The organism is Acidovorax sp. JHL-3 (genome assembly GCF_000526295.1).
In the GTDB taxonomy this organism is placed as follows: Bacteria; Pseudomonadota; Gammaproteobacteria; order Burkholderiales; family Burkholderiaceae_C; genus Acidovorax; species Acidovorax defluvii.
Genome location: NZ_JAFU01000001.1, coordinates 893023 through 913732, shown reverse-complemented (window position 1 = coordinate 913732; position 20710 = coordinate 893023). Strand labels below are relative to the sequence as shown.

The following is a 20710-nucleotide window of genomic DNA, read 5'->3' as shown; positions in this document are numbered from 1 at the left end:
CCCCTGCCCTTGCGCCGCTGCTTTCATGGGGCCGAAGCCTGCCCTTGCGATTGCCGAATAGCGCACCGGGGACTTTGCGCTCATGCTCGCAGCCATTGATTTCCATATCGCTAACGAAGGACGACAGACATGACGCAAAAAATGGTGCAGGACAAGGTATTGGTGGTCACAGGGGCTGGCGGCGGCATCGGGCGCGACATGGCGCTGGCCCTGGCGGCGGCCGGCGCCAAGGTGGTGGTGAATGACATCGGCACATCCACCACGGGCGAGGGCACGGACGCCGGCCCCGCGCAGAAGGTGGTCGATGAGATCAAGGCCGCTGGCGGCCAGGCCGTGGCCAACATGGACAGCGTGGCCGAGTCTGCTGCCGCCGGCCGCATCATCCAGTGCGCGCTGGACCACTTCGGCCGCATCGACGGCGTGGTGAACAACGCGGGCATCCTGCGCGACCGGTTCTTTCACAAGATGAGCCTGGACGAGTGGGACGCCGTGATCAAGGTGCACCTGTACGGCAGCTATTTCATGGCGCGCGCCGCCGCCAATCACTTCAAGGAACAGGAAAGCGGTGCCTTCGTGCACATGACTTCCACCTCGGGCCTGATCGGCAACCTGGGCCAGGCCAATTACAGCGCCGCCAAGCTGGGTCTGACGGCACTGTCCAAGAGCATTGCGCTGGACATGCAAAAGTTCAACGTGCGCTCCAACTGCATCGCACCGTTTGCCTGGAGCCGCATGATCGGCTCCATCCCCACCGACACGCCCGAGCAGCAGGCGCGCGTGGCCAAGATTCAGCAGATGACGCCCAACAAGATCGCTCCGCTGGCCGTCTACCTGCTGTCCGACCAGGCCAAGGACGTGAACGCCCAGGTGTTTGCCGTGCGCAACAACGAAATCTTCCTGATGAGCCAGCCGCGCCCCCTGCGCTCGGTGCACCGCAGCGAGGGCTGGACGCCCGAGTTCATCGCCGAGCACGGCATGCCGGCGCTCAAGGCCTCGTTCGTGCCGCTGGACCGCTCGGCCGACGTGTTCAGCTGGGACCCGGTGTGATGGCGACAACCCCCTGTGGCGCTTCGCGCCTTCCCCCTTCTCTCTGCGCGCTACGCGCTCCGGGAAGGGGGACGCAGCCCTCGCTGCGGGGCGGCCCTTGCTCGGCTGCCCTGGTGGGGGGCGCGCCAGTGCCGCATGGCGTGCTGGCAATACACAACCGGACGGATGACTGAGATGGCGATCGACTACCACCACCTGAAGGCGCGCGACTTTGGCCTGATCCGCCAGACGTACACCGAACGCGACACCATGCTCTATGCGCTCAGCCTCGGGCTGGGCAACGACCCGCTCGATGCTGCTGCGCTGCCGTTCGTCTATGAAGGGCTGGAGGGCGGCCTGCGTGCCCTGCCTACGCAGGCCGTGGTGCTGGGTTACCCCGGTTTCTGGGCGCGTGAACCCGACACGGGCATCGACTGGGTCAAGCTCATGCACGGTGAGCAGCGCGTGCGCTGGCACCGGCCGCTGCCCGCCAGCGGCGCCGTGGTGGGCAAGAACCGCGTCACGCACCTGATCGACAAGGGTGAGGGCAAGGGCGCCATCCTGATCATCGAGCGGCAGCTGGAAAGCGAGGCCGGCGAATTGCTGGCCACGCTGCAGCAGGTGACCTTTTTGCGCGGCGACGGCGGCTACAGCCAGCTGCGCGGCGGCCAGCCCAGCGACGCGCCGCTGCCGGCGCTGCAGCCCACGCCCGAAGACCGTGCGCCCGACTTCACCGACACCCAGACCACCCGCCCCGAAGCGGCGCTGCTGTACCGCCTGATGGGCGACTTCAACCCGCTGCACGCCGACCCGGCAGTGGCGGCCAAGGCGGGCTTCGAGCGCCCCATCCTGCATGGCCTGGCCAGCTACGGCCTGGTGGCCCACGCGGTGCTGCGCCAGTGCGCCGGGGGCGACCCCGCGCGCCTGAAGGCGCTGGACATCCGCTTCGCCGCGCCGGTGTACCCCGGCGAGACGCTGGTCACCGATATCTGGCGCGTGCCGGGTCAAGCGGGGCAATTTCATTTGCGCGCCCGCGTGGCAGAGCGCGACAAGGTGGTGATGAGCCACGGATTTGCCGAGCTGGCATGAACTATCAAAAGGTGAGCTAGCAGCGCTTGCTGTGAAAGCGCTACAGCCCATTTTGACTATAAAAATCCAGGAGAACGCCATGAGCGCACCCCCCGTGTTGACCGCCGTGCTGGACGGCATCGGCACCATCACCCTGAACCGCCCCGAGGCGCGCAACGCCCTCAGCATGGACATGCGCCCGGCCCTGGCCGCCGCCATTGCACAGATGCGTGACGACGCGCAGGTGCATACCGTCATCCTCACCGGCGCGGGCGGCGCCTTCTGCTCGGGCGGCGACATCTCGGCCATGCAGGACCCCAGCCGCACCGGACTGACGTTTCGCAACGGCATGCGCGAGCTGCACCAGTGGTTCCCCGAGCTGGTGAACCTGGAAAAGCCCGTGATCGCCGCCGTGGACGGCCCCGCCTTTGGCGCCGGCCTCAGCCTGGCGCTGGCGGCCGACTTCGTGCTGGCCACGCGCCGGGCCAAGTTTTGCGCCGTGTTCGGCCGTATCGGCCTGGTGCCCGATCTGGGTGCCCTGCACCTGCTGCCGCGCATCGTGGGCCACCAGAAAGCCAAGGAGCTGGTGTTTACCGCGCGCACCGTGGATGCCGCAGAGGCCAAGCAGCTGGGCATGGTCTACGACATCGTCGATGACGCCGCCGCCCTGACCGAGGCTGCACAGGCCCTGGCGCAGCGCTTCGGCCAGGCGTCCACGGCCGCCATCGGCATGGCCAAGACCATCATGAACCAGTCCTTCGAGAGCGACGCGCGCACCATCGCCGAACTGGAGTCCTACGCCCAGGCCATGTGCCGCGGCTCGGCCTACCACCAGGACGCGGTGCAGCGCTTCAAGGCCAAGGAGCCATTGCGCTTCGACTGGGACAAGAAGTGACTGCCCCCCTGAGTCGCCTGCGGCGCCATCCCCCCAGGGGGACGCCGCCCGTGCGGCGGGGCGGCCCTTGCACGGCGGCCCTCGCCTGGGTCGCGCCAGTTTCACGCGGCGCGGGCGCGACGCAGCACCGCGGAGAATTGACATGAGCCTGCTGGCCCAGCAACTGCAGGCCCTGATCCGCCCCGGCGACACGCTGTGGTGGGGCCAGGCCACGGCCGAGCCGCTCACGCTCACGCGGGCGCTGGTGGAACATCGCCATGCGCTGGCACAGGGCGGGCGGCTGCGGGTGTTCGTAGGCATCGGCGCATCAGACACGCTGCAGCCCGAACAGGCCGACGTCATCGATTTTTTTGGCTACGCCGCGGGTGGACCACACCGCCGCCTGGCAGAAGCCGGCGTGCTCGACATCCTGCCCAGCCATTACTCGCACCTGCCCGGCCTGATCCGCGCCGGCGTGCTGCCCGCCGACGTGGTGCTGCTGCAGGTCTCGCCACCCGACGATCAGGGCCGCTACAGCCTGGGCCTGGCGCAGGAATACCTGCCCGCCGCGCTGGAGCAGGCGCGCGTAGTGATTGGCGAGGTCAACCCCGCCATCCCCTGGACCCACGGCGGCGTGCACCTGCAGGCCCGCGATTTCGCGCTGCTCATCGACGCCGAGCATCCGCCACTGGAACAAGGCCGCGCCGCGCCCGGTCCGGTGGAGCAGGCCATCGCACGCCATGTCGCCGCGCTGATCGAGGACGGCGCCACGCTGCAGCTGGGCATAGGCAACCTGCCCGAGGCCGTGCTGGCCGCGCTGCATAGCCACCGCGACCTGGGCCTGCACAGCGGTGCGGTGGGCGACGGCATCGCCGCCCTGGCCGAGGCCGGTGTGCTGACCAACGCGAAGAAGAGCCTGGACACCGGCATGGGCATTGGCGGCATCCTGATGGGCAGCGAGAAAGTGCGCCGCTGGGCGCACCGCAACCCCCAGTTTGCATTGCGCGGCACCGACTACACCCACGACCCCGAGGTGCTCGCTGCCAGCCACCAACTGGCCGCCATCAACGCGGCCATCGAGGTGGACCTGACCGGCCAGATCAACGCCGAGGTGGCCGCCGGTGTGTATGTGGGTGCCGTGGGCGGTGCGGTCGACTTTTTGCGCGGCGCAGCGCGCAGCCGCGGCGGCCTGCCCATCGTGGCGCTGCCCGCCACCGCCAAAGGCAAGACCCGCATCGTGGCCCGGCTGTCGGGCCCGGTGAGCACGCCGCGCAGCGACGCGGGCCTGATCGTCACCGAGCATGGCGTGGCCGACCTGCGCGGCCAGACGCTGTCGCGCCGCGTGCGCCGGCTGATCGACATTGCCGCCCCTGAACACCGTGAGGACCTGGAACGCCAGGCCCACGAGGCGCTGCGCCATTGCGGCGCGGCATTTAGTCAAACTTTATAGCTACTAGCGCTTATCAGATAAGCGTTAGAAGCCATTTTTCCTGATTAGCGACATACCTTAGATATCTTGCCCCATCCGTTCGGGCTGAGCCTGTCGAAGCCAGGGCACTGTTTTGGCACGGCCCTTCGACAAGCTCAGGGCGAACGGGGTTGGTCTGAGGCATGCACCTAATCACGCCATTTTTATTCATATTTCAAGGAGAACCACCATGCGCAGAGCCGCCATAGTCACCCCTGTTCGCACCCCCGTCGGCACCTTCGGCGGAAGCTTGCGGCCCGTACCCGTCGAGGAACTGGCGGCCACCACGGTGCGCGCCGTGGTGCAGCGCAGCGGCATCGACCCCGCGCGCATCGACGACGTGGTCATGGCCCAGTCTTATGCCAACAGCGAAGTACCTTGCGTGGGCCGCTGGGCCGCGCTGCAGGCGGGGCTGCCGGTGTCGGTGCCGGGCATGCAGCTGGACCGGCGCTGCGGCGGCGGCCTGCAGGCCATCGTCACGGCCGCGATGATGGTGCAAAGCGGCGCTGCCGACGTGGTGATCGCTGGCGGCGTGGAGAGCATGAGCAACATCGAGTACTACAGCACCGACATGCGCTGGGGCGCACGCTCTGGCAATGTGCGCTTTTTTGACCGCCTGGAGCGCGGGCGCGAGCGCTCGCAGCCGGTGGAACGCTTCGGCAAGATCTCGGGAATGATTGAGACCGCCGAGAACCTGGCGCGCGACTACGGCATCACGCGCGAGGCGGCCGACGCCTACGCCTTGCGCAGCCACCAGCGCACGGCGGCCGCCTGGGCTGCGGGGCGCTTCAATGATGAAATCGTCCCCGTGTCGGTGCCCCAGCGCAAGGGCGACCCGGTTGTTTTCAGCAAGGATGAAGGATTTCGCGCGGATATCACGGCCGAGAGCCTGGGCAAGCTGCGTGTGCTGTTGCCCAACGGCACGGTCACGGCGGGCAATGCCAGCCAGCAAAACGATGCGTCAGCCGCCTGCCTGATCGTCGCCGAGGACAAGCTGGCCGAACTGGGCCTCACCCCCATGGCCACGCTGGTGGGCTGGGCGGCGGCGGGCTGCGAGCCCTCGCACATGGGCATCGGCCCGGTGCCGGCCGTCAAGAAGCTGCTGGCGCGGTTGAACCTCAAGATAGACGACATGGACCTGGTGGAGCTCAACGAGGCTTTCGCCTGCCAGGTGCTGTCGGTGCTCAAGGGCTGGGAATGGCAGGACCAAGAGGCCATCGCGCACAAGCTCAACGTCAACGGCTCGGGCATCTCGCTGGGCCACCCCATCGGCGCCACCGGCGTGCGCATCCTGGCCACGCTGCTGCACGAACTGCAGCGCCGCAAGGGCCGCTACGGGCTGGAAACCATGTGCATCGGCGGCGGCCAGGGCATTGCGGCGGTGTTCGAGCGAATCTGAAACAACCCCCTGAGGCGCTGCGCGCCTTCCCCCTTCTCTCTGCGCGCTTCGCGCTCCGGGAAGGGGTACGCAGCCCTCGCTGCGGGGCGGCCCTTGCTCGGTTGCCCTGATCTCACGGTGCGCAAGTTTCATGCATCGCGGGTGACGCGCAGCGCAATAGGTCACTGACGTACCGTCCTAAGAAGACCTGAACCCTGGCTTTGGCAAAAGCAGATTCCCACGGCGCTGGTTGAAGTTCACCATCGCTGTCTACAAGACCTATCGGAGACAAACCATGCATTCTTCCCACCGCCGCCTTGCCATTGCCGCCCTGGCCCTGGCGCCCCTCGCTTTGGCCATGTCCCCCGCCGCTGCCCAGGACACGCAGCCCGTGCGGCTTATCGTCGGCTACTCTGCCGGGGGCCCCGTTGACCAGGGCGCGCGCCTGTTTGGCCAGGCGCTGTCCAAGGAGCTGGGCGTGCCAGTCATGGTGGAAAACAAGACCGGCGCCAACGCCACCATTGCCGGCAACGAGGTGGTGCGCGCCAAGCCCGATGGCACGACGCTGTGGTTTGCCGCCAGCCCCACCATCACCATCACCCCCAACGTAATGACCAAGATGCCGTTCGACCCGGCCAAAGACCTGGCGCCGGTGGCACCCATCCTGAGCTACTACAACGTGCTCGTCGTCAACAACAGCGAGCCCTACAAGAACGTACGCGAGCTTGTGGCCCATGCCAAGGCCAACCCCGGCAAGCTGGCCTACGGTTCGGCCGGCGTGGGCGGTTCCAACCACCTGGGTGCGCTGCTGTTTGCCAATCGCAGCGGCATCGAGATGAACCACATCCCCTACAAGGGCAACGCACCGGCAATGACCGACGTCATCGGCGGCCAGCTCAACATGATGCTGGACATCATCAGCACGGCCAGCACCTACATCCAAAGCAACAAGGTGCGCGCCCTTGCCGTCACCTCGCCGCAGCGCAATGCCTCGCTGCCCGACGTGCCCACCTTCGCCGAGTCAGGCATCGAGGGCCTCAAGGGCTTTGACGTGGGCGGCTGGTACGGCGTCTATGGTCCCAAGGGCATGGCGCCTGAACTGGTGGCAAAGCTCAACAAGGCCGTCAATGCCGCCCTGGCCCAGCCGGATCTGAAAAAGCGCTTCAAGGAACTGGGCTACGACGAATGGACAGGCAGCCCCCAGAAACTGGCCGAGCGCGCCGCCAAGGAGCGCGCCATGTGGGCCACGGTGACCCAGGGCATCGTGGTCGATTGAGCCCGGCTTCATGACCGAACGCATCCACCACCTGCTGGACCGCTGGCTGGCCGAGGCACCGCAGCGGCCCTTCATTCACCTGCCCGATGGCCGCAGCCTGAGCTTTGCCGACCTGGGTGCGCTTACCGAGACGGCCGAGGCCGAACTGCGTGCGCTGGACGTGCGCCCCGGCGATCGCGTGCTGGTCGTGGCCGAGAATTGCCCTGAGCATGCCGCGCTGATCCTGGCCTGCAGCCGCGTGGGTGCCTGGTCCTGCGGCGTGAATGCGCGCATGGCGCCCGCCGAGATCGACGCCTTCGCCGCCAAGGCCGACGCGCGCGTGGTGTTTTTCACGGCCGCAGCGTCCCGCAGCGCCGCCGCGCATGCACAGCGCTTCGCCGCGGTGGACTCGGCCCTGCCGGGCATGCAGCACAGCCCCGTGCGCGCGGATGCGCAGCCCGAATCTGGCGCGCTGCGCGACGCGGTGGCGGCGCTCATCTTCACCTCCGGCACCACCGGTGAGCCCAAGGGCGTGATGTTGACGCACGACGCGCTGATCCACTTCGCGCGCGTTTCCGGAACCTCGCGCGCGCTGGGTCCACAGGACCGCAGCTACGCCTTCGTGCCCATGACGCACATCTTCGGGCTGGGCACGGTGCTGATCAGCTCGCTGCTGGCGGGTGCCCAACTCGTCATGCGCCCGCAGTTCGACCCGGACGACCTGCTCGATGCGCTGGCCCATCATGGCGTGTCGCAGCTGCAGGGTCCGCCCGCGCTGTTCTCGCGCCTGCTGGCCCATCTGCAGGAGCGCGGCATCCAGCGGCCCGAGGCGCCGGCGCTGCGTTATCTCTACTCCGGCGCTGGCCCCCTGGATCTGGCGTTGAAACAACGCGTAGAGGCGGCTTTCGGCCAGGCGCTGCACCACGGCTACGGCCTGTCGGAATATGCGGGTTCGGTGCACCTGACGCGCCTTGGCGAGCAGCGTCCGGACACCAGCGCCGGCTACGCGGTGGCCGAGGCCGAAGTGCAGGTCACCGACCCGGCCACGGGCCAGCCGCTGCCGCTGGGCGAACGCGGTGAGCTGTGGATCCGCGGCCGGGGCCTCATGCCCGGCTACTTCCGCGACCCGGCGGCGACAAACGCCGTGATGCGCGAAGGCGGCTGGTACGCCAGCGGCGACCTGGGCGAGATGCATGCTGACGGCGCGCTGTTTGTCGTGGGGCGCCTGAAGGAAATGATCATCCGCTCGGGCTTCAACGTGTATCCAGCCGAGGTGGAGACGGCGCTCAACACCCATCCGAGCGTCCAGCGCTCAGCGGTGGTGGGCCGCACCGTGGACGACGGCAACGAGGAGATCGTGGCTTTTGTCGAACTGCGCCCCGGAGCCGCGCTGGATGCGGATGCCGTGCAGGCGCACCTGCGCGACCTGCTGGCGCCCTACAAGCGCCCTTCCCACATCGTTGCCCTGACCGAACTGCCGACCAACACCAACGGCAAGGTCCTCAAGCGCACCTTGAGAGATCAGGCCCTGACCCTGACAACCTGAACTACAGGAGACAAAGCATGCATTCCTCGACCTCACGCCGCAGCTTCATTGCAGGCAGCCTGCTCGCCGCCGCCCATCCGCTGGCGGCATTCGCTTCCGAGCCGTGGCCCAGCCGGCCCGTGCGCTTCATCGTGCCGTTTCCGCCAGGCGGCCCGGTGGACACCACGGCCCGCGTGTTCAGCCAGAAGCTGTCCGAGATCTGGAAGACACCCACCGTGATCGATAACCGCGCGGGCGCGGGCGGTGTGGTTGGCGCAACGGCCGCCGCCAAGGAGGCACCCGACGGCTACGGGCTGTTCGTGGGCGCCATCCACCATTCAGTCAACCCGTCGCTGATGGGCAAGCTGCCCTACGACATCGAAAAGGACTTCGCGCCGATCAGCTTCGCTGCCATGTTTCCGGTGTTCATCGTGGCGCATCCGTCGGTGCCGGCCAACACCATCCAGGAACTGATCGCTCTGGCGAAGAAGGGCACGCCGCTGGCCTATGGCTCCTCGGGCAACGGCGGCGGAACGCACCTAGCGGGCGAGCTGTTCAACATGGAGGCCGGCACCAAGCTGCAGCACATTCCCTACAAGGGCAGCGCCCCGGCCATGAACGACCTGCTGGGTGGTCAGGTGCAGCTGATGTTCAGCGACGCGCCCACCGCGCTGCAGCACATCAAGTCCGGCCGCATCAAGGTGCTGGGCGTGGCCAGCCGCAAGCGTTCCTCCATGCTGCCCGATGTGCCCACCGGCGTGGAATCCGGCCTGCCCGGCTACGAGGCCTATTCCTGGGCTGCACTGTTCGCGCCCGCCAAGACACCGCAGGCCGTGCTGGACAAGATCAACGCCGACTTCAACACCGCGATGAAAGACCCGGATGTGCGCCGCCGCCTGCTGGAGGCCGGCGCCGAGGCCGACCCAGGCACGCAGGAGCAGATGCGCCAGCGCCTGCGCGGTGAACTGGACAAGTGGGCCAAGGTCATCAAGACCGCGGGGATCACGCCGGGCTGATTCCGCGGCGAAGGCGCCCTTTCAGATTGTCGAATTGAATTGAGGCCGTGACGAGTGCATGCTGCATCTCTTACTGCGAAGTCTTTCAAAAAAACCATGCACCTGAGCGCACAAACCCACTACCAGGCCGAGCTAGACGCCGGCCGCTTTTGCCTGCAGCAATGCCCGCAGTGCCAGAACCATGTCTTCACGCCACGCGAACTGTGCCCGCACTGCGGCGCCAGCCCGCTGCGCTGGGTGCGCGCAAGCGGCCTGGGCACCGTTTATTCCGCCACCACCATCGCACGCAAGGCGGACGCCGGCGGCAACTACAACGTGGCCTTGATCGACCTGGACGAAGGCGTGCGCATGATGAGCCGCGTTGAGAGCTTGGCGCCCGAAGCGGTACACATCGGCATGCGCGTGCAGGCCCATGTGGCGCAAAAGGACGGACGGGGTCTGGTGCTATTCCAGCCCGCAGCACCAGGAGGTGCCGCATGAGCCGCACTCCGCAATCCCACCTGGACGCCGCCGCCGTGAATCGCCCCCTGCGTGGACGCGTGGCCATCGCCGGCGCCGCCACCTATGGCTGCGGCGAGGCGCCCGGCATGGACGACATGACGCTGCTGGTGCGCGCCGCGCACGCGGCCGTGGCCGACGCGGGCTTGACCATGCAGGACATCGACGGCCTGGCCACCTGCAGCGTCAACGCCAGCATGTGGACCATGCCGGTCATCGAGCACCTCGGCATCAACCCGACCTACGTGGACGGCACCATGATCGGCGGCAGCAGCTTCATCGCCCACCTGCTGCCGGCGATTCGCGCGCTGGAGGCGGGCCAGTGCAAGGCCGTGCTGGTGTGTTACGGCAGTGCGCAGCGCTCCGCCACCTTCGGCCGCAAGGAAGGCGTGGCTGCCCGGCGCTATCTGGACCCACAGCCCTACGAGCACCCCTATGAGCCAGTGTTGCCCGTCGCCGCCTACGCGCTGGCCGCCGCGCGCCACATGCATGAATTTGGCACCACGCGTGAGCAGCTGGCCGAGGTGGCCGTGGCCGCACGTGCCTGGGCCCAAAAGAACCCCGAGGCATTCATGCGCGACCCGCTCACGATCGAGGACGTGCTCTCGGCCCGCCCGATCGCCAGCCCGCTCACCGTGCGCGACTGCTGCCTGGTGACGGACGGCGGCGGCGCCATCGTGCTCACCCGTGCCGAGCGTGCGCGCGACCTGCCCAACCCTCCCGTCTATGTGCTGGGCAACGCCACGGCCATCTGGAACCGCCAGATCTCGTGCATGCCCGACCTGACCACGACGGCGGCCGCGCAGTCCGGCGCCCAGGCCTTCGCCATGGCAGGGCTCCGCGCGGCCGACATGGACATGGCGCAGGTGTACGACGCCTTCACCATCAACACCATCCTGTTCCTGGAAGACCTGGGCTTTTGCGCCAAGGGCGAGGGCGGAGCCTTCGTACAAGGCGGCGGCATCGCGCCCGGCGGGCGCCTGGCCGTCAACACCAATGGTGGTGGCCTGTCCTGCGTGCACCCGGGCATGTACGGCATCTTTGCGCTGATCGAGGCCGTGCGCCAGTTGCGCGGCGAAGCGGGCGCACGCCAGCTGAACCAACACCGCACGGCCGTGGTGCATGGCAACGGCGGCACGCTGTCGAGCCAGTCCACCGCCGTGCTCGGCACGGCCGAAACCCTCTGACCCTGAATATCGAGAAAAGAAAGTACCTCCGCCATGATCCGCGACCCAGAAACCCTTGAAGCCCTGCTCGACAGCGTGCGCCGCTTTGTGCGCGAGCGCCTGGTGCCAGCAGAGAACGAAGTGTCCGAGACCGACGAGATTCCAGAGGCCATCGTGCAGGAGATGCGCAACCTTGGCCTGTTCGGAATGACCATTCCCGAGAAGTTCGGTGGTCTGGAGCTGACGATGGAGGAAGAGTGTCGTGTGCTGCTGGAGCTGTGCCAGACCGCACCGGCCTTCCGCTCCATCATCGGCACCACGGTGGGCATTGGCTCGCAGGGCATCCTGATGGACGGCACGCCTGAGCAGCAGGCCGAGTGGCTGCCCAAGCTGGCCACGGGCGAGGTGATTGCCTCGTTCGCGCTGACCGAGCCAGAAGCCGGATCGGACGCCGCCTCGCTGCGCACCACGGCCATCCGCGACGGCGACCACTACATCGTCAACGGCACCAAGCGCTACATCACGAACGCTCCGCACGCCGGCATGTTCACGCTGATGGCGCGCACTAACCCGCAGGACAAGGGCGCGGGCGGCGTGTCGTCTTTCATCGTGGACGCCAAGACGCCGGGCATCAGCTTTGGCAAGTACGACAAGAAGATGGGCCAGCGCGGCGCCCATACCTGCGACGTGATCTTCGATAACGTGAAAGTGCCGGCAGGCAATCTGATCGGCCTGCAGGAGGGCCGCGGCTTCAAGACCGCAATGAAGGTGCTGGAAAAAGGCCGCATCCACATCGCCGCGGTGGCCGTGGGCGTGGCCAAGCGCATCCTGCGCGATGCGCTGCAGTACGCGCTGGAGCGCAAGCAGTTCGATCAACCGATCTGCGACTTCCAGCTGGTGCAAGCCATGCTGGCCGACAGCCAGGCAGAGCTGTACGCGGCCGAGTGCATGACACTCGACGCCGCGCGGCGCCGCGACGATGGACACAACGTCTCCACCGAGGCCTCGTGCGCCAAGATGTTCGCCACCGAGATGTGCGGCCGCGTGGCCGACCGCGCGGTGCAAATCCTGGGTGGCGCGGGCTACATGGCCGAGTACGGCATCGAGCGCTTCTACCGCGACGTGCGCCTGTTCCGCCTGTACGAGGGCACGACGCAGATCCAGCAGATCATCATCGCGCGCAACATGGTGCGCGAGGCACGCAACGCATGAGCATCCCGGCCGGTCCCAAGGCTCAGAGCGCCGCAGCCCCTCAGGGCGAAGTGACTCCCGTGAGCGAGGCGGCAGGGCCGGTGGACCGCAGCGCCTTCATGCGGCTCATCGGCGCCACGCAGGTGCCGGCGCCTCAGGGCAAGGTGCATGTGCGCCTGCCCCACCTGCGCGAGGAACTGCTCAACCAGCTGCCGGCCGCGCATGGCGGCGTGATCATGGCCTTGCTCGATTCGGTGATGTCGCGCGCTGCGGGCGAAGTGCCGGATGCGCCTTCGCAGACTGCCGTGACCGTGGAGATGAGCAGCCGCTTCCATCGTCCGGCACGTGGCGCGCTGCTGGCGGAGGGCTGGGTGGTGCACGCCACGCGCAGCCTGTGCAGCTGTGCGGGCCAGCTGCTCGACGAGCAGGGCCAGGTGGTGGCCACGGCCAGCGGCACCTTCAAGTACTGGCTGGCGCCGGTGACCTGGAAATCAATCGAATGAAAATCAAGTGAAATGTGGCTGAAGCGCTTATCTGGCAAGCGCTAACAGCTATTATTAAAAGAGCATCACTTTAGCTGTAACCGACCCTGCGCATCCGCCACCAGCAGCTCCACCAGTTCCTGCGCAAAGCTGGGCAGGGACTCCAGGCTGCGCACGCAGATCTGCATCTCGCGCACCGACCAGGCGTCCGTCAGTGGCACGATGGCGATGTCCATGGTCTGGGCGTGGCGGCTGGCGGCCGACTCGGGCAGCACGCCCACGCCCACGCCCGCCTCAATCATGCGGCAGGCGGTCTCGAAGTTGCCAACCTGGATACGCAGCTTGATCGGACGGTGCAGCTGGTCACTGGCCTGGCGCAGAAATGCATGGATGGCGCTGGACTCGTGCAGGCCGACATAGTCGAGCTCCAGCGTGTCGGCAAAGTCGATCTGCATCTGACCGTCGAGCGCGTGGCCGCGCGGCACCACCAGCACCAGGCGGTCACGGTGGTAGGGCAGGGTCTCCAGGTTTTCGGTGCGTACCAGGCCGGCGACGATGCCGATGTCGGTCTGCCCCTCGGTCACCGCGCGCACGATGTCGTGCGAAAGCCGCTCGCGCAGGTCGATGTTCACATCCGGATGACGCCGCAGAAAATGCCGCAGCACCGGCGGCAGGAACTCGCCCAGCGACGTGGTGTTGGCGAACACACGCACATGGCCCTTGATGCCACGCACGTACTCCTGCATATCGCCGCGCAAGTGTTCGATCTGGCCCAGCACCATGCGCGCATGGGTGACGAAGGCTTGGCCCGGTGGGGTCAGCGTCACGCCCTGGCTGGTGCGGTACAGCAGCTTGGTGCCAATGCTCTCTTCCAAATTCTTGATGCGCGTGCTCGCGGCAGGCAAGGAAATGAAAGACAGCTCCGCTCCGCGCGTCATGCTGTTTGCCTCAGCAATGCGCACCATCAAACGCAAATCCACAAGATCAAAATGCATGGCCATGCACGCATTGTAGGAAAGCCTGGCCCCCTCCTGCCGCGCCTGTGCTGTCAGGTACAAACGCTGCCTTCAATAATAGCGAAGCCACAGTGCACGCCGCCGCCCTAGGATGGCAACCTTGCCTGCAAGGTGCAGGCCACTCGACAGGTACCACCGAAAGAACGCCATGACCGCCAGCGACCACGCCACCGCCCCTGCCTCGTCTGCCTCGCACGGGGCGGCACCGCAACGCACGGGGGCTCTGGGCCATCTGCGCGTGCTAGACCTCTCGCGCGTGCTGGCCGGCCCCTGGTGCACCCAGAACCTGGCCGACATGGGGGCCGACGTGATCAAGATCGAAAAACCCGGCGAGGGCGATGACACACGGCACTGGGGCCCGCCCTTTTTTGCCGATGCGGCCGGCATGCCCACCGACAACGCCTGCTACTTTGCCGCCTGCAACCGCAACAAGCGCTCGGTCACGGTGGACATGGCCACGCCCGAGGGCCAGGAAATCATCCGCGAACTGGCCTGCCAAAGCGACGTGCTGGTGGAGAACTTCAAGACCGGTGGCCTGGCGCGCTACGGCCTGGACTACGAGAGCCTGCGCCAGCTCAACCCCCGCCTGATCTACTGCTCGGTCACGGGTTTTGGCCACACAGGGCCGTATGCGCCACGCGCCGGCTACGACCTGCTCGTGCAGGCCATGAGCGGGCTGATGAGCATCACGGGCCGCGCCGATTCAGAGCCCGGTGGCGGCCCCCTGCGCGTGGGTGTGGCGGTCATCGACCTGTTTACGGGCATGTACGCCACCAGCGCCATCCTCAGCGCCGTGGAGGCGCGCCACCACACAGGCCGCGGCCAACACATCGACATGGCCCTGCTGGACGTGGCCATGGCCATCCTGGCCAACCAGGGCACGGGTTACCTCAACTCCGGCAACTTGCCCCGCCGCCAGGGCAACACCCACCCCAGCGTTGTGCCCTACCAGGACTTTCCAACGGCCGACGGCAACATGCTGCTGGCCATCGGCAACGACGGGCAGTTCGTGCGTTTTTGCGCAGCAGCCGGCGTGGATTGGGCACAGGACGCACGCTTTGCCACCAATGCAGGACGCGTCACGCACCGCGACACCCTGATTCCCCTGATGGCTGAAGTCACGCGCACGCGGTCCACGACCGAATGGGTCCGCCTGCTCGAAGACAAGGCCGTGCCCTGCGGCCCCATCAACCATATCGGCCAGGCCTTCGACGACCCCCAGGTGCAGCACCGGGGCCTGCGCGTGGAGCAAGAGCGCTACCCGGGCGCCCAGCCGCCTGCGGGCGAACACGTCAACCGCGTGGTGACCACGGCCAGCCCGATGCGCCTGTCAGACACGCCGCCCACGCTGCGCCATGCCCCGCCAGCCCTGGGCCAGCACACCGAGCAGGTGCTGCGCGAACGCCTGGGCGTGGACGCCCAGCGCATGGCTGCACTGCGCGACAAAGGGGTGGTGTAGCTCTTTGGGTAGCGTCCTGGACTGCCGCAGCCCGCAGGGCGCCTGTCCGAAATGCATGCCACGGCCGCCGTCAGGGCGACGCTGAACAAGTCCCCGTGATGGCGCGCGCGCCCGGCTTTGGGATGGGATGCAAGGCACAAACCGTAGCAATAGCTCAAGCTATTGCGAGGATTTGCAACGCAGCAGACCGTTCAAAGAAGAGTTGCGCGGCGCGCGAGGGACTTATTCAGCGTTGCCTCAGCTCGGGCGCGGGCTGTATCCCTGATGGCGATCGGATTCTTGAAGGCGGGCCGCTTACCCGGTGACGTCTTTTCCGGCCGGTTCTACCACTGAAGGGTCAGGCGCCTCAGCGCCCAAAGCCAGTGCGGGCACCACGGCCCCCACGCTGTGCAGCGCCGGGCAAAAGGGCTCCTCGCACTCGGCCCGCCCGGCATACGGGCAGCCGGGGGTGTGGCACAGCCCATGCTCACCGCTGCGGGCCTTGTCTTCTTCGCGCGGTATTTGCCCGCTGGCTTGCAGGGCGGCCATCTGCACCCAGGGGTCCAGGCGTATTTGCATGTCGCGCCCGTACACCTGGGCCGCCTGCTGCGGCTGAAAATCCATGACCAGCAACGCGCTGGTGCGCGCGGCAGCGGACTCGGCGCCCTGCAACACCAGCGCCACCACGCCCGACTGCAGGGCCTGCGGCGGCCCGCCAAATGCGGCCTGCAACGGGGCGGCTGAAGCAGCGGCTGCGGGCGCAGCAGCCAGGGACGGGGACTGGGTCTGCAACCACGCCGCCGGTACCCGCAGCGTGAGCGAAAAACCGCGCGCGCCCTCTGGCGTCAGCACCGATCCCTGGCGCACCAGCCAGTTCTGCAGGGGCGGCAACAAGGCCCCATCGCCGTCACTGCCCGCGGTTGCAGCGCCATCCAGCGCCCGGGCCAGGTCGGCGGGCCAGGGCTGCGCCCGCGTTACCTGCTGGGGCAACACCGAGGCCGTGAGCTGCTGCACCAGGGCGTTCACCATGCTGCGCAACGGCACACTGAGCCCACTGGCGGGCCAGGCTGGCAACAAAGGCATGGCGCTGGCGGACGCGCCCAAAGCCGAGGGCGACAGCAGTGATGCGGGTTGAACGCCGGGGCCTGTGCGGCCCCCGGCACCGCCTGTTGTGGTGGCCGAGGGCGTATCGCCCAGGCCTTGCCGGGCCTGCGGTGACAGGCTCACCCGGTCCGTGAGCGCAGGCACTGGTGGCTGCGCCATCGCAGAAGGCACTGGGGAAGGCATCGCGGGCGTGCCCGGTGCGGGCGCTCCCGGCAACACCTCTGGGGCTGGCAGCTGCACAGCCCCTTCGCGCTCGCCCCCCAGCAGCATGTTCTGCCGCTGGACGGCCGCTTGCGCCAGCGCCTGTGCGACGGACGGCTGGGGGCTGCGGGGAGGATCCATGCGAATGGACATGGCGGGGCTTTGTGTGGTGACAGGGTGCGCACCGAGGATGCAGCGCGCCCGCAGATTCTGCGGGGTTTAGTGGCCCGTGGCTAGCGCAGGCACATCCACGCGCTGGCCGGCGCCGCAAGGCGGGGCGGGGTGGCGGAGTGACGTGGCGGCCACGTCACTCGACCCGGTTCCACTCCAGCGCGCGGCTGCGCCAGTGCTCTTCGATGGTCTGGGTGAAATCGGCGCGCACCAGCTTGGCCCGCTGCTCCAGCCAGTCGGCGTTTTCGCGCCGGATCACGATGCCTTCGAGGTTGCCCTGGCGAAACTGGCTGTGCGTTGCGTGCACCCGTTCGCGCAGCTGGTCGAGATCCACCGGCCCGGCATACAGGCAGGGCACGGTGGCGAAGCCCATGCGCGCCGCCCACGCGTTGCGCCGCGTGGTGCTCCAGAACCGGCCCGTGCTGCGGTCGTACACATCGAACAGTAGCCACCAGTCGGGCAGCGCGGCGTAGTCGAGCGAATGGCGGGCGGCGCACCATTCGCCAAACGCCACCAGGTCGGTGCCGAGTGCATCAAACAGCTTGTCTTCGTGCGCGGCGAGCCAGGGGCCGAGCCGGGCAAACTGGCCGTGAAAGGGCTGCGGCAGATACTGCCCGCGGTTTTGCGCGCGCAGCACACCGTCGGGTGACACCGAAAAACCCAGGTTGGCGCCATCGAGCTTTTCTTCCAGCACCACCTCGCCGGCCAGCAGCTCGTGCGCCTCGTCGGGCGAAAGCACCTTGTCGTCGCGTGGCGCGCCGGTGGCCAGCCACGCAATGTGCGGGGTGTGCGGGAAACGGAAGAAATCAGTCATATCGGGCCCTTTTTCCATGCTTGGTGTGCCAACGCGCCACCAGCCAGTCGTTCAACAAATTCTCCACCTCCAGGCCCACGGACCGCAGCGCCTTCTGGCAGTCGAGCCAGTCGGTGTCGCTGGCATTGGTGAGCTTGCAGGCACTGCCCAGTTCGAGCGCGGCCAGGGCGGCCGCCACCATCTTGCGGTCGGCCAGATCGGTCACGGCGCTGGCCAGTGCGGGGGGCAACACGGCGTTGCCATCGGCATCGGGCTGCACATCCACCCACACCACTTCGTTGCGGTCGATCTTGTGCATCATCACCAGCCAGCCATAGTCCTGCTCCGACAGCTTGTTGTCGTATTCGCCGCACACCTGCCAGCCGGCGTCGAGCACGGCGTGGCGCGCGGGGTCGGACTCAAAAGCCTCCAGCCAGTCGAACACGCGTTGGCGCAGGGCGGCGTCGTCCACCGGCGTGCCCTCGGGGCGGAAAGGCGAGCCGGCATCGGCCGCGCTGGCCACGATCAGCACGTTGGTATCCACCAGCCGCGAGGCCGGCACGGCGGCGGACGCGGGGCCGCTAGGTTCAGCCACCGGCGGCTTCCCGCATGCGCTGCGCCCGGGCGCGCGCCTGCTCGCGCGCCTCGCCCATGGCATCGCCAAAAAACCGTGGCGGCCAATTGCGCACGGCACCGAATTCGTCCACCTCCAGCGGCACCAGCACGGCGTTGGCGCCCTGCCGCTCCACGAACAGCATCTGGCATTGCGCGGTGGTGGTCTGGCGGCGCGCCAGCAGGGTCTGCATGCGGCGAAACAGGTGCTCGGAATGCGTCTCCACCAGAAACTGCACCTGGCGCTGCTGGCTGACCTCGGCAAACAGCTCGGCCAGCACCGCCTGGGCCAGCGGGTGCAGATGGATCTCGGGCTCTTCGAGCAGCACCGTGCTGCCGGGCGGCACGCTGTAGGCCACCGTGAGCACCGGCAGCACCTGCGCCACACCCACCCCCACGTCGCGCAGGTTGGCAGCCACGCCATCTTTGTGCACCAGCAGTTCGTAGCGGCTGGAGCGGCCCAGTTGCCGCACCTCGATCCCGTCGGCCAGGCCCATGCGCTGCAGCCCCGCCGACACGCTGCGCAGCACCGCGCCCTGCCCCGCGCCCGGCTGCAAGGCATCGGACAGCAGGGCGTTGATGGCCTGCTGTCCCTCGGCCCCCACAGCGCCCGACCCGCCCTTGTTCCACACCTGGTCGCGCGCAGGCCGCTGGCGCAGCGGGCCCAGGTAAACAATGGCCTCCAGTTCGCGGCGCAGGGCCAGACTCAGGTCCTGCAGATGGGCACCATCGGGGCCCAGCAGCGCAATGGCCTCGGCGGAAAACGCAATGGAGCGCTCGGGCGCCAGCTGCGGCCCCTTGCCCCGGGCCTGGCGCTCGCCATCCACCCACACCGCATAGGCCCCGCGCTCACGGCGCACGGCGCGGAACTCGCGCGCCACCGTGGACAACGCCAGCGCCTGCACCACCACGGCACCGCTGGCCGTCTGGCCATAGCTGCAGGCAAACCGGCCCCGGCGCACGCGCTCGCCCTCGGGGCGCTCGAACTCCAGCACGATCTCGAACTGGCGCGGGGTCGCGCCGTGCGCCAGCACCGCATCAAAGCTGCCCAGGCTGACCATGTCGTGGGCTTCATCGCCCCCCAGGTTCAGGTGCACCGTGCGATCGGGCGCAGCCGCGGTCTGCTTGAGCAGCAGCAGGCTTTGCAGCAAGCTGGACTTGCCCGACGAGTTGCTGCCCAGCAGCATGGTGACCGGCGCCAGCCGCACCAGCCCGCTGTCGCGCCAGGCCTTGAAATTCTTGAGCTGCAGGTGCTGGATCATGTGCGTCGATTCTCCGCGCCAAAGCGGCCAGGGGTCGCATGCGGGCGCTGTGCCCGCTTCGGGTCGGTTCAGGCCGCTTCGCGATAGAACAGGGGCCGGGTCTTGACCGGCGCCACGGCCTTGGCAATGGCGCCAATGTGGTCCGGCGTGGTGCCACAGCAGCCGCCAACGATGTTCACCAGCCCCTCCGCGGCAAACTCATGCACCAGGCGGCTGGTCACCTCGGGCGTCTCGTCGAAGCCGGTGTCGCTCATGGGGTTGGGCAGGCCGGCATTGGGGTAGCAGCTGATGAAGGTGTCTTCTGCCACGCGGTTCAGCTCCTGGATGTAGGGGCGCATCAGCGTGGCGCCCAGCGCGCAGTTCAGGCCAATGGCCAGCGGGCGCGCGTGGCGCACGCTGTGCCAGAAGGCCGTCACGGTCTGGCCGCTCAAAATGCGGCCCGAGGCGTCGGTCACCGTGCCGCTGATGATGAGGGGCAGGCGCTCGCCGCTCTTCTCGAAATACTCGTCGATGGCGAACAGCGCGGCCTTGGCATTGAGCGTGTCGAAAATGGTTTCGACCAGCAGCACGTCGGCGCCGCCCTCCACCAGCGCCTCGGTCTGCTCGTAATAGGCCGCACGCAACTGCTCGAAGTCGACATTGCGCGCGCCAGGGTCGTTCACGTCGGGGCTGATGCTGGCCGTCTTGGGCGTGGGGCCCAGGGCGCCGGCGACAAAGCGTGGTTTGTCGGGCGTGCTGTATTTGTCGCAGGCGGCGCGCGCCAGCTGGGCCGAGCGCAGGTTCATCTCGCGCGCGAGATGCGCCATCTTGTAGTCCTCTTGCGCCACGGTGGTGGCGCCAAAGGTGTTGGTCTCGATCAGGTCGGCGCCAGCGGCCAGATAACGCTCGTGGATGTCGCGGATCACGTCGGGCCGGGTGATGCTGAGCAGCTCGTTGTTGCCCTTCACGTCGCGCGGAAAGTCCTTGAAGCGGTCGCCCGCGCCGTCAGGCCCCGTGTAGCCCTCGCCCCGGTACTGCGCCTCGCCCAGCTTGAAGCGCTGGATCATGGTGCCCATGGCGCCGTCGAGGATGACGATGCGTTGGGCAAGGATGGCGGGCAGTTGGGCGGCGCGGGTGTATTGAAGGGCTTGCATAGCCCGCTATTGTAGGAAGCCGGGCCATCCGGC

General features: G+C 67.7%; 19 protein-coding genes. 13 read left to right on the top strand and 6 right to left on the bottom strand.

The window, feature by feature from the left end:
- Positions 1–129 precede the first annotated feature (129 nt).
- The 12 genes from K226_RS0104165 (at position 130) to K226_RS0104110 (ending at position 12968) form a co-directional block, all read left to right on the top strand.
- Entirely contained in the window at positions 130–1047 is a 918-nt protein-coding gene (locus K226_RS0104165; protein WP_024813610.1) for an SDR family NAD(P)-dependent oxidoreductase, read from the top strand.
- Between the two features lie 174 nt (positions 1048–1221).
- The gene (locus K226_RS0104160; protein ID WP_024813609.1) at positions 1222–2115 is read left to right on the top strand and encodes a MaoC/PaaZ C-terminal domain-containing protein; all 894 of its coding nucleotides are present in this window, start codon (positions 1222–1224) and stop codon (positions 2113–2115) included.
- Positions 2116–2194: 79 nt separating this feature from the next.
- Complete coding sequence (locus K226_RS0104155) at positions 2195–2989, top strand: enoyl-CoA hydratase/isomerase family protein (protein ID WP_024813608.1); 795 nt, start codon at positions 2195–2197, stop codon at positions 2987–2989.
- Positions 2990–3131: 142 nt separating this feature from the next.
- Positions 3132–4418, top strand: a complete 1287-nt coding sequence (locus K226_RS0104150) for an acetyl-CoA hydrolase/transferase family protein (protein ID WP_024813607.1) — start codon at positions 3132–3134, stop codon at positions 4416–4418.
- Between the two features lie 208 nt (positions 4419–4626).
- On the top strand, positions 4627–5835 hold the full coding sequence (locus tag K226_RS0104145; protein ID WP_024813606.1) for an acetyl-CoA C-acetyltransferase: 1209 nt from the start codon (positions 4627–4629) through the stop codon (positions 5833–5835).
- 274 nt (positions 5836–6109) lie between these two features.
- On the top strand, positions 6110–7090 hold the full coding sequence (locus K226_RS0104140; RefSeq protein WP_024813605.1) for a tripartite tricarboxylate transporter substrate binding protein: 981 nt from the start codon (positions 6110–6112) through the stop codon (positions 7088–7090).
- Between the two features lie 10 nt (positions 7091–7100).
- Positions 7101–8615, top strand: a complete 1515-nt coding sequence (locus K226_RS0104135) for a class I adenylate-forming enzyme family protein (protein ID WP_024813604.1) — start codon at positions 7101–7103, stop codon at positions 8613–8615.
- 17 nt (positions 8616–8632) lie between these two features.
- Complete coding sequence (locus K226_RS0104130; RefSeq protein WP_024813603.1) at positions 8633–9610, top strand: tripartite tricarboxylate transporter substrate binding protein; 978 nt, start codon at positions 8633–8635, stop codon at positions 9608–9610.
- Positions 9611–9706: 96 nt separating this feature from the next.
- A complete protein-coding gene (locus K226_RS0104125; RefSeq protein WP_024813602.1) occupies positions 9707–10090 on the top strand; it encodes a Zn-ribbon domain-containing OB-fold protein in 384 nt (127 codons plus the stop codon).
- On the top strand, positions 10087–11295 hold the full coding sequence (locus K226_RS0104120) for a thiolase (protein ID WP_024813601.1): 1209 nt from the start codon (positions 10087–10089) through the stop codon (positions 11293–11295). The genes K226_RS0104125 and K226_RS0104120 overlap by 4 nt, the downstream gene beginning before the upstream one ends.
- Before the next feature lie 33 nt (positions 11296–11328).
- The gene (locus K226_RS0104115; protein ID WP_024813600.1) at positions 11329–12486 is read left to right on the top strand and encodes an acyl-CoA dehydrogenase family protein; all 1158 of its coding nucleotides are present in this window, start codon (positions 11329–11331) and stop codon (positions 12484–12486) included.
- A gap of 98 nt (positions 12487–12584) precedes the next feature.
- Positions 12585–12968, top strand: coding sequence for a PaaI family thioesterase (locus K226_RS0104110; protein ID WP_155886530.1), 384 nt, complete (start codon positions 12585–12587; stop codon positions 12966–12968).
- A 65-nt stretch (positions 12969–13033) separates the two neighbouring features.
- Here the strand turns inward: K226_RS0104110 and K226_RS0104105 are convergent, their stop codons facing one another.
- On the bottom strand, positions 13034–13948 hold the full coding sequence (locus tag K226_RS0104105; protein ID WP_024813598.1) for a LysR substrate-binding domain-containing protein: 915 nt from the start codon (positions 13946–13948) through the stop codon (positions 13034–13036).
- Positions 13949–14111: 163 nt separating this feature from the next.
- Between K226_RS0104105 and K226_RS0104100 the strand changes: the two genes are divergently transcribed.
- Positions 14112–15422, top strand: a complete 1311-nt coding sequence (locus tag K226_RS0104100) for a CaiB/BaiF CoA-transferase family protein (protein WP_024813597.1) — start codon at positions 14112–14114, stop codon at positions 15420–15422.
- A 294-nt stretch (positions 15423–15716) separates the two neighbouring features.
- Here K226_RS0104100 and K226_RS0104095 read toward each other — a convergent pair whose 3' ends face one another.
- The 5 genes from K226_RS0104095 to K226_RS0104075 all read right to left on the bottom strand — a co-directional run bounded on the left by K226_RS0104095 (position 15717) and on the right by K226_RS0104075 (position 20677).
- Positions 15717–16859 carry a hypothetical protein gene (locus K226_RS0104095; protein WP_024813596.1) on the bottom strand — a complete coding sequence of 381 codons (1143 nt, stop codon included), beginning with the start codon at positions 16857–16859 and terminating at the stop codon, positions 15717–15719.
- 154 nt (positions 16860–17013) lie between these two features.
- Positions 17014–17691 carry an RNA ligase family protein gene (locus K226_RS0104090; protein ID WP_024813595.1) on the bottom strand — a complete coding sequence of 226 codons (678 nt, stop codon included), beginning with the start codon at positions 17689–17691 and terminating at the stop codon, positions 17014–17016.
- Positions 17684–18265, bottom strand: coding sequence for a hypothetical protein (locus tag K226_RS0104085; RefSeq protein WP_081739321.1), 582 nt, complete (start codon positions 18263–18265; stop codon positions 17684–17686). The genes K226_RS0104090 and K226_RS0104085 overlap by 8 nt, the downstream gene beginning before the upstream one ends.
- Positions 18258–19544 carry a DUF3696 domain-containing protein gene (locus tag K226_RS0104080; RefSeq protein WP_024813593.1) on the bottom strand — a complete coding sequence of 429 codons (1287 nt, stop codon included), beginning with the start codon at positions 19542–19544 and terminating at the stop codon, positions 18258–18260. The genes K226_RS0104085 and K226_RS0104080 overlap by 8 nt, the downstream gene beginning before the upstream one ends.
- Positions 19545–19612: 68 nt before the next feature.
- Positions 19613–20677 carry a homocysteine S-methyltransferase family protein gene (locus tag K226_RS0104075; RefSeq protein WP_024813592.1) on the bottom strand — a complete coding sequence of 355 codons (1065 nt, stop codon included), beginning with the start codon at positions 20675–20677 and terminating at the stop codon, positions 19613–19615.
- Positions 20678–20710: the final 33 nt, after the last annotated feature.